At 32.0% G+C, this 12,064-nt stretch carries 9 protein-coding genes; all 9 read left to right on the top strand.

Annotated features, from left to right (window positions below):
• Nucleotides 1-211 precede the first annotated feature (211 nt).
• The 9 genes from mntA (at nt 212) to CLCOS_RS15825 (ending at nt 12,010) form a co-directional block, all read left to right on the top strand.
• Complete coding sequence (gene mntA / locus CLCOS_RS15865) at nt 212-619, top strand: type VII toxin-antitoxin system MntA family adenylyltransferase antitoxin (protein WP_063602443.1); 408 nt, start codon at nt 212-214, stop codon at nt 617-619.
• Nucleotides 612-1,016 carry a type VII toxin-antitoxin system HepT family RNase toxin gene (gene hepT, locus CLCOS_RS15860; protein ID WP_063602442.1) on the top strand — a complete coding sequence of 135 codons (405 nt, stop codon included), beginning with the start codon at nt 612-614 and terminating at the stop codon, nt 1,014-1,016. Before mntA ends, hepT begins: the two co-directional genes overlap by 8 nt.
• A gap of 141 nt (nt 1,017-1,157) precedes the next feature.
• Nucleotides 1,158-1,316, top strand: a complete 159-nt coding sequence (locus CLCOS_RS22520; protein WP_192847947.1) for a hypothetical protein — start codon at nt 1,158-1,160, stop codon at nt 1,314-1,316.
• 242 nt (nt 1,317-1,558) lie between these two features.
• On the top strand, nt 1,559-3,025 hold the full coding sequence (locus CLCOS_RS15855; protein ID WP_063602441.1) for a zinc ribbon domain-containing protein: 1,467 nt from the start codon (nt 1,559-1,561) through the stop codon (nt 3,023-3,025).
• Nucleotides 3,026-3,149: 124 nt separating this feature from the next.
• Entirely contained in the window at nt 3,150-3,329 is a 180-nt protein-coding gene (locus CLCOS_RS15850) for a YjfB family protein (protein ID WP_063602440.1), read from the top strand.
• A 17-nt stretch (nt 3,330-3,346) separates the two neighbouring features.
• Nucleotides 3,347-3,601, top strand: coding sequence for a hypothetical protein (locus CLCOS_RS15845; RefSeq protein ID WP_063602439.1), 255 nt, complete (start codon nt 3,347-3,349; stop codon nt 3,599-3,601).
• Between the two features lie 189 nt (nt 3,602-3,790).
• Nucleotides 3,791-4,522: a FlxA-like family protein gene (locus tag CLCOS_RS15840; RefSeq protein ID WP_063602438.1), complete on the top strand. Its 732-nt coding sequence runs from the start codon at nt 3,791-3,793 to the stop codon at nt 4,520-4,522.
• A gap of 236 nt (nt 4,523-4,758) precedes the next feature.
• Complete coding sequence (locus CLCOS_RS15830; RefSeq protein WP_041705323.1) at nt 4,759-7,008, top strand: cell wall-binding repeat-containing protein; 2,250 nt, start codon at nt 4,759-4,761, stop codon at nt 7,006-7,008.
• A gap of 208 nt (nt 7,009-7,216) precedes the next feature.
• The gene (locus CLCOS_RS15825) at nt 7,217-12,010 is read left to right on the top strand and encodes a DUF5050 domain-containing protein (RefSeq protein ID WP_063602436.1); all 4,794 of its coding nucleotides are present in this window, start codon (nt 7,217-7,219) and stop codon (nt 12,008-12,010) included.
• Nucleotides 12,011-12,064: the final 54 nt, after the last annotated feature.

Raw genomic sequence — 12,064 nt, 5'->3', positions numbered from 1 at the left:
GTAGAATCAAAGAGAAACTAGGATGGATGAGTCCTGTTGAATACAGACTCAGCCTCTTGGCTGCATAAATTAGCGAGGCAGCCGAAACTGTCTCGCTAATAAAGTCTAACTTTTAGGGGTCACCTCAAGCTTATAAGTTGTTGGTGTTTATTTTTATGTTTAATATTAAATGAATATGGTAAAATATATATTAATGAGGGACGTGAGTTTATTGAATATAGATAAAAGTAGCATAAATAAAATAATTGAGTTTCTTACGAAGAATATAAAACCAAATTTAGTATATTTATTTGGTTCTGGTGCAAACGGAATTTTCAGAGAAGATAGTGATATCGATATTGCTTTTATTAGTGATATCAATAGTACAGATTATGAAATATTTATGTTGGCACAAAGATTGGCAGATATATTGAAAAGAGATGTTGATTTAATTGATTTAAAAAAAGCTTCTACTGTATTTAAGGTTCAAGTAATAGCCAAAGGTGAGTGCATATATTTTAACGATAACAAGAAAAAGGCTTATTTTGAAATGTACTCTTTTAAGGATTATGCTACATTAAATGAAGAAAGGGAAGTAATACTTAAAAGTGTAAAGAAAAGGGGGCATATATATGAATGATGTTATATTAAATAAGATATCTGTTATTGAAAGATGTATAAAAAGAATAAATGAAGAATATGAGAATAGCCCCGAAAATTTAAAGAATTATACTAAACAAGATTCTATAATCTTAAATATTCAAAGAGCCTGCGAGGCATCTATAGATTTAGCTATGCATATAGTTTCTGAAAAAAAGCTTGGTATTCCACAAAACAGCAGGGATGCATTTGAAGTATTGTTTGAAAATAAAATCATAGATGAAAAACTGATGAACAATTTAAAATCTATGGTTGGCTTTAGAAATATAGCTGTTCATGATTATCAAACTGTAAATTTGGATATAGTTAAAGAAATAATTGAGAAACATATATATGATTTAGAGAAGTTTTCAAAATGTATGCTTAATATCTTATAAGTACTTAATTTATTTTTAAAGTTGTTGTTAAATATTTGCCTAAAATTACGATAACATATAGTACATTCTGTAAAAAATAAGAAGTTAACTCAGATAGGAAAAAGTATTTTAAATATTAGAAGATTCAAATAATGCATTAAGATGTCAGTTATCTGGATTGTCAAGAGATGCAGCTTTGCAACTATTAAATTAAATGTTTTGCATCAAAATTTTAGAGATGGTGCACAAGTACTTATAAGTACTGAAGTAGGAGGTAAAGGTAGAAACCTTCAATATTGTAATGCTATAGTGAATTTATGATCTGCCATAGAACTCCATGACTATAGAGCAGAGAATACACTATTTTAATAAAATAACTGCAACATGCCAACGAGTTTGGAGATTGTAATATTACCGGGGTAAAAATGTTTCCATTAGGTGCCTGACACCTAATGGGAACATTTTTATATAGAATAAACTATTAACATATGTTAATATAAATTTAATAAAATGTTAATCAAAAATTATAACATTTTTAAACTTGGATATGAGGAGGCGTTAAGGTGAAATTTTGTGTTAAATGTGGCAATAAATTAGAAGATAATGATGTGTTTTGCCCAAAATGTGGACATAAATCTGGTGTAGAAAAGGGACAAGAGAATGATGTAGCAAATACTCAAACTTTTAATACCGACCTTATAAATAAGCAAAATAGTGAATCTCAGTTTAAAGAAGATCTTAAAAAAGAAGATTTTAATGATGAAGAAGTAGACGAAAGTATATTTGATACATTTAGAAGAAAGTTAGGCTTGAATAAAAAAATGTCAGTAATTATAGGAATAGGTATTTTATGTATTACAATACTTGTATCTTTTCTAATAGGTAATACAGCTAGCAAACCTTCTAATGTGGTTTCAAAATTTCAAAAAGCAGTTGCATCCAGTAACAAAGGACAATTAGTCGATATTCTTTATTGCAGTGATAATAGATTGAAAATAGATGAAAAGAGTGTAGCACCTTTAATTAATTATTTTAAGGACAATCCTTCTTATTTAAATGAAGTCGTAAGTCAATTAAATAATGAAGTAGCTAGATCTGACGGAAATTTAAATTCTAATTCCAAAGGCAAATTTGATATAGTTTATGCAGGAAAGAAATATTTGTTTTTCAAGGATTATAAGATAGGAATAAAGCCATCATTTATATCAGTAAAAACGGGAATAAAGGATGTGCAATTTTCTTTAAACAGTACTGAAATAGCAAAAAGTGATTCAAAGGATTTTTCTAAGCAGCTTGGTCCTTTTATTCCCGGGAAATATAAACTTAATGCAGATTACAAAAATAGTTATGAATCTTTAAATGAATCCCGTGATATAGATTTTATGAATTCAAACGAAGACAGCGAAAGTGTAGAAGTGTTTAAGGATGTTTCTTATGTCAATATAAGCAGTGATTATCCAGATGCAGAAATATTTTTAAATAATAAGGATACTGGAGTTAAAGCAAAGGATGCCAGTAATTTTGGACCGCTGGCTGCTAATTCAGCTGTATATGGTATTGCATCTGTAAATGGACAAAAACTGAGAAGCAGCGATTATATTCTAAAAAAGGATGATGATTATATAAAACTCGATTTTACTCAATCCCAAACTAGTATGCAAATTGATCAGTATAGAATGCGTAATTTAATATATTGGTATACCTATTATTTTACACAAGCAGTAAATACCGGCGATTTTGAAGATGTTGAGAATTATCTGTATCCTGGAAGCCAACTTTATAATGAGCAAAAAAGTTATGTGGCAACTACTTACGAAAAGGGCATAAAGGAAGATATCAAATCTTTTAATGTAATCTCATATAACTTAAGTGATGATAAAAGATCTGGAACTGTAAGTACAGAGGAAGTTTATAATATATATCAAAGTGATAGCACTATGCCTGACACTAAAACTTTTCATTATACTTATACGTTCAGGTATAATGAGGAATTTTCTGGATACCAGCTTTCAGATATCAAATCCAATTAGTGACAGGCACTTTGGCGGGGCAAAAATGACCCCTTAAGGTGCTTGTCACCAAAAGAAGATATTACTAAATATTTTTCCTTAATTTACGATAATATAAGCATAAAAAATTATTGGAGGGATAAATATGGATATAGCAGCGCTATCAGTGGCAATGAGTCAATCAAGTGCACAGCAATCAGCTGGTATAGCACTTACCAAAATTGCTATGGATTCAGGGAAAGAAAGTGCAGTTAATATGACAGAAATGTTGAGCAATTCTGCAGTAGATCCTAATTTAGGCAGTTATCTGGATGCAATGGCATAACCCTAGAGGTGTAAAAGTTGGTAACAAATCAAAAAGAGCAATTAAGGCAAGAACTGGAGGAAGAGCTTCAGTGGGTAAAGTATAGACAGCAAATGCTTGATATTATGGACAAAAAGCTGCTGAAAATGAGAGAAATAGCAAAGCAAGCCAAGCAGGATAATCTTGACAAAACATATTTAAAAGTTTTAAATGATAAGATAAATGATTTGGGAGCACAGGTTAGAGCGTTAGATGGAGAAAGTAGAAAAACAGAAGATGAAAAAATATTATAGGTAAGGTGCCTGGCAATGAGTGGGATATTACTGTTCCCATGCAGTGCCAGGCACCTTTGCATTAAAGTAATCTATAAACTACACGAAAAATAAATAGTGGGTATATAGGATAACTATCCCAAAAATACTGTATGAGACCAATTATATGATAGATAATTATGAAATAATATATAGAGGGGAAGTATATATATGATAAATGGGATTTCATCTAATAGAAGCATACAGACAATGACTCAAAATAAAAATGATACATCAGAGCAGGAAATAAAATCACTTGAGAATCAAAAAGATGCGCTTCAAAAGCAAATAGACAATATAAAAAATGGAAGTGGAGATGCTAACACTAAACAGCAGTTAATAAAACCTATTCAAGAGCAGATACAGGAAATTGAGGCTGAAATTCAACAAAAGCAAGTGGATAGCGTTGACAGCAAAAATGATAACTCTGATGGCAAAAGCAGCACAAATACTAAATCTAACAGCATTAACACTCAAAGTAATAGTAAATATTCTGGAGAGGATTTGCTGCTTGATGCATCAAAAATATATAAACAAATTAAAACTGTTAATTCTGTGAGAAGTGGTTTAATTGGTAGAGCTAATGAACTAAATTCAGATGCAGATATGGATGAGGCATTAGGAAATTATAAAGGTGCTGAAATTAACAGATCTAAAGCTAGCGAAAATAAAGGACGTGCAGTTGGTTTAGAATCTAAAATGGGAAAGCTAAATGGAGAGATGAATAAAGATATAAAAAATGAAGTAGAAAAGATAAAAGACGTAGGTGTTCATGTTCAGGAAAACACAAAAACCGATGACAAACAAAATGTACTTAAAGGCAAGAATTTAAAGGAATATGATAAAAATGCTGGTGAGGACAGTAAAGAGGATAAAGATAAGTCCATAAATGTATTTGCATAAATTTAAGGTTTTTGTAATAGATAAACTCCTTTCCAGAGTTTGTGAAAGATTATATGCTAATTTTATGGTGAAAATTGCTATTAAATTAGGTATAATGTTAATAATGGTAATATTTCTTATTAGGTGCCTGGCACCGAGTGGGACATTTATTACACCATTAAGGTGATAGGCACCAAAAAATAAAAGTAATGGGGATCATCATGAAAACTAAAGAAAGGAGTTGCCTATATATTAATATGAATAGCTTTAAATTTAAGGGTACGCTAAGAAGTAAGAGATTAGTTTTATTAGTTGCCTCTGCAGCAATTATAGGTATTTTAGGTAATACAAAAGTATATGCGTCACCAACAGTAGATAGGTATGGTGGTATGGATAGATATGAGACATCTGCCAAAGTATGTGATGCTGGATGGAGTACTAATACTGATTATGCTGTATTAGTAAATGGAGATGATTACCATGATGCTCTTTCAGCTGCACCTCTTGCTAAAAAGTATAATGCCCCTATACTTTTAACAAACACAGAAGTGTTAAATCCTTATACATCTTCAGAACTTATAAGATTAAATGTAAAAAATGTATTTATAGTGGGTGGAAAAGGTGTAGTATCACAAAGTATAGAAGATTCACTAGTGGCTAAAGGAATGAAGGTTGTTAGAGTTGGTGGCAAAGACAGGTATGAAACTGCTCTTCAGGTTGCAGCAAAGATTGGTAAGACCAGTGAGATTGCATTAGTAAATGGAAATGATTTTAGAGATGGAATGACAATAGCATCAATAGCTGCTTTAAAAGGAATGCCTATAATATTAACAGATGGAGAAAATATGCCTGCTTCTGTTAAAAAATATTTAGGTAATACATCTAAAATGGCTCAAATATATGTAGTAGGTGATGCAAATACTATAAGTGACAATGTTATAAGTGGGTTATCTAATGTTAAAAGAATAGGGTCAGGAGGCAATGTGTATGCTAGAAATGTAAGCATAATACAAGCCTTTCAAAATGAAGTAAATACTGGTACTTTATATATAGCTTCTGCTAAGAACTTTCCAGATTCATTGAGTGCGTCAGCTTTAGCTCCAAAAACATCATCTCCAGTACTATTTGTGGATAGTCCAATGGATGAGGCTACATCAAATTTTCTTAAAACCCACATAGTAAATAGTTTAAAAATATTAGGAGGAACAGGTTCTGTAAGTTATGATTCAGAAACTTCAGTTGAAAATATGACTTTGGGAGTAAGCGGCACTGATGCTATAAATGATACTATATGGCAGGGTGAGAAATATACTCCAAGGGCGACTATGGTTATAACAGCTACAGATGGCACCAAAAAGGAAGTTGCTATAGACTGGAACTTAAGTCAAGTAAATACTGCAAATCCAGGTACTTATACTTTTACAGGAAAATTAAAAGGAACAGATACTACAGTATATGCAACTCTTACAGTAAAACCTCTTCCATATAAAATTGAGGATTTAACTCAAACTGCAGTTAGTAGGACAAGCTTTGGACTTCCAACTACTGTTTCGGCTCAGATGACGGATGGTACAACAACTGATGTACCTGTGTTATGGGATTATGGTACACAGTCTGGGAATAAACCAGGAGTCTACGTCTTTTATGGAACAGTAGATAAATACAGTAAAAAGGTTAAGCTTACTTTAACGACAATTGATAATGGAACAGGTAAGACTATAAAAACTATAAATAACATAAAGGCAACTGTAACTACTAAATCTAGTTATGTATTTCCAACTACAGTATCAGCTATAATGACTGACGGTTCAACACAAAGTTTATCTGTAACTTGGGCAAATGAAATTAAATATTCTACTGGAGTGTATACTTATGAGGGAACAGTAAGTGGATATAGTAAAAAAGTAGGTCTTATGCTTATAGTTACAGGAGAAGGTGGGACAGACCCTAATGATCCAAATTATCCTACTAACCCTAGTGATCCAAATGTAATGGACTTAGGAGAATTGGAGCCTATAATGCAAGATGAAAAATATCCAACTACAGTAAAAGACCCTACTACTGGAAAACAAGTACCAGTTACATGGACAGATGCTGTTAGTATTGATTCTACTTTTTTAGATAATCAATATTTAGATGATTGTAGAGTTGCTAAATTTACTTTGAATGGAACTATAAGTGGTAATAAAAAAGTTAGAGCAACTATAGGAATAATTCCTAAAATTATTACTCTTAATGTAGATGGAAAAACTAGCAACGTTCCAGCTGTATCTATAAATATTAAGAAAAGTGACTATCCAAATGGTGTATTTAATATGAGTGAGTTATCAACTAGAATAAATGCAGTTATAAATGGGCCAAATGGAATTAGAGAAGCAAAAAATGTACATGTTCTTCTTTGGGATCCACCAGTTGTTGATATAAGTGATGCTAGTACATACTATGTAACAGCAACTATAGAGCATTATAGTACACCTGTGACCGTTACAATAAAAATTGAAAACTAGCTAAGTGATTGATAATATATTTTCTTATGATGTAAAAATTGTTGCTAGATTTTATATAAAAAGGTAAAAAAATTACAAATTGTTACGATTATAAGAATATAAATGTTTTGTTGTATATATTTAGTAAGTTATAAAATTAAGTGAATTAGCACCCGCGAATTTCACGAGTGAATAATTATAACACAATAATGTATGGAGGTAATAAATAATGAAGAAAACTAGGCTATTGGTAATGACAGCAGCAATTGTACTTGGAATAGGTACTAGTGTTTACGCTAAGTTGCCACCTAATTCCATAGTAGTAGGAAATAATGTTTATGATATAACTTATTTTACAAATGATGCTAGTGGTACTAATACTGCTAAGGTAAATGATCAGCTAGCAAACAATTTAGGTAAATTATACTATGTAGATTCTACAGGTGTAGCAAAGGATATATTTACAGAAGCAACTGTAGATGATAGTCAGATAGTATCTAAAGTTGGTAACACTTTAACATATTATCCTGGAAATGGAACTACGGAAAAAATTGTTACTGATGCAAATAATAATTTTTTAGATCCTAATACGATTACTGGTGGGTATGTAATAGCTCATATTACTTATAAACAGCTACTATCAGAAGGATTAAATTTATTTACTTGTCAGCTTAGTCAATTATCAGGTGTAAGTGGAGCAGCTTATTTCCAGGTAGGAAGCAGTCCAATGACTCCTTTAACAGATGTAGCTACTTATATGGGACAACTTTCTAATGGAGCTGGTAATATGGTACATTTATATGCTAGTGATGGTGCTACAGAATTAGCAAATGGATATTTGAATATAGTTACAAATGGGGCTTCATCAGGAGATAAGAACTTAACAGTTAATTTGACGTTAACTGGAAACTCAACAGATGTAGATAGTTCTACTCAGGGAAATAAAGCTTATAATATAGTTAATAATGGATTTGTTACAATTGATAAAAGTGGAAAATGGATTTACTACAGTAACACAGGAGATAGTGGTAAACTTTACAAAAGAAGTGCAACAGGTACAGATGATATGCTCATTAGTAATGACAGTGCAAAATATATTAATGTAGTAGGAGATTGGGTATACTATAGCAATTATAACGATGGTGGAAAGATATATAAGGTTAAAATAGATGGAACTCAAAGACAAAAGATTTCTGATGATATGGCATCTTGTGTAAGTGTAGTAGGAGATTCCATATATTATATAAATCATAGTGACAATGATAGAATATATGTACAGGATTCTACAGGTAAAAAAATGGTTTTAAGTGACCAAGCCAAATATTTAAGTGTTACAGGAAACTTTTTGTTCTATGTTAATGCAGGAGATTCAAATACGTTATATAGCTATGATTTAAGAAATAGTAGAAAAGCAAAGATAAGTACTATAAATACAAAATTTATTAATGCTTGTAATGATTATCTGGTTTTCTATACGGGCTATGATGGAGTGTTATATAGATCTACAAATGCACAAGGACAAATTCCAGTACCTATGAGTGTAACTACAAATGTACAAACATCTGCAAAAGCCAGTTCCTATAAAGCATTAACAGACAAACCTACAATTATATGTGCTACCGATGATAATAATATTTATTACATAAGTTATGTAGATGGCAATAAAATATATAAGTTAGATAACACAGGAAATGGATATAGAGTTGTAAATGATTCAGCAGATTATATAAATATAATAAATGATAGTCTATATTATATGAAATCAGGGAAAATCTCAGTTGCACCTAAAGATGGAGATGGCACTCAAAGGGGTGTTTCAATAACAAAACCTAGATTAAATAGCAGGGTAGTAAGTGTTAAACCTATGCAAACATATACTACAGACGATATAACAAAATTTAATTTTCCAGAAACTGTTTCTTGCATAATGAGTGACGGAAGTGAACAGACATTAGTAGTTTCATGGGATAAAACTATACCAAAGGCATCAAAAGGTATATATACATTTAAGGGTACAATACTTGGATATGGAACATCTGTTACCATGAATGTAGCATTAGATTCTGGAACTATTAATGCTAATAATGTAACAATTGTAAACAATGTAGGAAGTAAAGACACTATAAGTATTACTGGATTGACTACTGGTGATGTGGTAAATGTTTATAATAGTAGCACTGATACAAAACCATTAAAATCAGCTGTTGTAGATGCAAGTGGAAAAGTAAATATGACAGGCTTAAATCTTTCTACTGATGGTGGAAGTGTATATATTAGTTTAACTAAAACAGGTAGACAAGAAGGTAACAAAGTAGGAGTTCAGTATCAGGCAGAGGCACCAGCTGGATTTACAGTAGATGCGGCTAATCAAAATATAACCGGGTTACAGTCTAATAAGTTGTATAAGGTTTATATACAAGATGAAAACGCAGATGGAACAGTACCAGTTCTTCCTACAAGTTATGATATTTCTGCACAAGCAGATGGTAATGGAGTTCTAAAGGTTCCTACTATGATATCTAAGATAGATGGTAATAAAGATGGAAAGCAAATGCTTAGAGTAGTTGCTGCAGGTAATGTAGACAGTGCTCCTTCATCACCAATTGAAATAAAAAGAGCGACAGTACCTAATTATGTAGACATTAATCTAAGTCTTGGAAGAATAAGTGGAACTGATACAGGAATGGTATTTACCTATGATGATTTAAAAACTAACTCAAATCCAACTTGGTATCCATGTCAATCAGGATCTACGTCAATTTCTATGACTAGATCACTGCAGGTATCAGTTAAAGAATTGGGTAGTGGTCCAGTACTTGAAAGTAAACCTGTATCTTATGGATTATTCCAGAAACCTGTTATAAATGGAATAACAGATGGAGGAACATATACTACTAAGCAAGATAAATCTACGGGTAAATCATTATTCCCAACTGTAACTTGGAATGATGATAGCATTATTGATGCAGATAATAGTACAAAATATTGTGCAGTATTAACTAAGGATGGAAATCCTATTTCAGGAACTGATTCAAAAACATATTCCATGAATGATGGAGTTATTGATACAACAGGAAAAACTTATAATGCTATAAAAGATGGCAGTGAGTTGGAAAGTATAATAGACAAAAATGGTGATGGAAGTTATGCACTTACGGTTGTAGGAACGAAGACTGTATCAGGTATGAATCCATCTAGTGCAACAAATGTTACTACTGTTAAATTTACAGTAAATTCAGCAGTACCTGCAACAGTAGATATAAGATTTGCTGAAACAGCAGGAACAGAGAAGTGGAATGATCCTATTGATCATACTAAGGGTATAAGTGCTGTTACGCCAGCTGATATACCAACTCTTTATCAGGCAACGCCAAATTGGACGGATTTAGCAGGAACTATTGATACAGCAGTAATACAGAGATTAAATACTGCTCCTGCTGACGATTCAGCTTGGAAATTAGCAGCTAAGGTAGCTTTTCAAAGAACTGTTATAAGTCAGGATGGATATTATAAGTTAACAGTTACATCTACAAGCACAGAAAATGGAGCAACAAATGTTTCTACAAAAGTATTTAGGGTGGATACGCAAGATAAACCTACATCACCGTCAGTTGTAGGAGTATCAGATGGTGGAATTTATGATACAGTTATCAATGGAATTACAATAACAGATACACTAGCTAATACTACAAAAGCTACAATAATGAGAGACGGATATAAAACTGATTATATAGTAGATCCAACAAGTCATAAGGGTGGATCATTAACAGTAAATGGAAATTACGTGTTGACACTAGATACAACAAATAACATAAATGGTGCTACGACAGAAAAAACTATTAGCTTTAAAATTGATGATGCAGAGAGTAATCCAACTCAACCAGCACCAGCAGCACCAACAAATATAGGATTTACATTTAATAATGATGGTACTGCACAATTTACAGGAGTAGATACTAGTGAAGAGTACAGCGTAAATAATGGACAATCATGGACGCCTGTTACATCACAAGGAATTCAGTTAATTACTTCAACAAATGATTTGAATTTATTAAGCAAGGCTACTACTACTAATGTGGAAGTAAGGTATAGAGCAAATGGAAGCACACCAGCTTCAGAACCACAGGTTATTTCTTTGGCTCCTTCACCTGCAGCACCATCTGCAAAATTTGAATTTAGCTATGATGCAAATCATAATTTAATAGGTGAATTAAAAAATTCAGATGGGACAGCTATTTCTAATCCTCCAAGTTATGAGTATAGTATAGATGGCGGATTAAATTGGAATAGTGTAGACAATAACGGAGCTTTCAAATCAGAAGATGTCAACACAATAAATACAACTAATGGAGTACAAGTTAGAACTAAGGCGAGTGGTCAAACTAAAGCTTCTAATGTTGAAAAGATATCGGTAACTCAAGCAGCAGCACCTAATGTAACTTCAACTCAAGTAACAGGAGGAGTTAAATTAACTAGTCTTTCTACAGGACTTGAATATAGGGTAAATGTTGGCAGCACAAAAGGAACAAAATGGAGTGACTTTACTTCAGGTAGTATTATTCCAGTTACACAGTCAGGTTCTGTAGATGTAAGGAGTAAAGCTACAGGAACTGCAATGCCTGGTAACATAGCAAATATACCAGTTCAATTGGCAGCAGCACCAGCAATTAAGACTGCAGATAACGCACTTAAATTAAATGATAAGTATTCAGCAGTAACTGGAAAAAATTTAGAAATAAATAATAAAGTTATTGCATTAACTAATACTTCAAAATTAGATGGTAGTAGTGGCACTTTAATACTATTAAATGATTTAAAAACTGCATTACAAAAAGATATAGATACATCTATCGGAAGCGGTGTTATTAAAGTTGGTGATGATGGAAACGGAAAGTTAACTCTTACTACAGTAGCAACAGGTTCTTCAGCTAAAATAGATCTTACTGGAACATCAATTGGGAGTGGATCAATTGGTGATGAATTAGGATTTACAGATATAACATCTGTTACAGGAACAAACTAATAATATTAATTAAGATGTCAAGTACTAGTTAAAAAATACAAAAAGCAGTTCTAG

It is taken from the genome of Clostridium coskatii, assembly GCF_001675205.1.
Lineage (GTDB): Bacteria > Bacillota > Clostridia > Clostridiales > Clostridiaceae > Clostridium_B > Clostridium_B ljungdahlii.
Note: the sequence above shows the minus strand (reverse complement) of the source record. Positions and strands in the feature narration are given on the sequence as shown.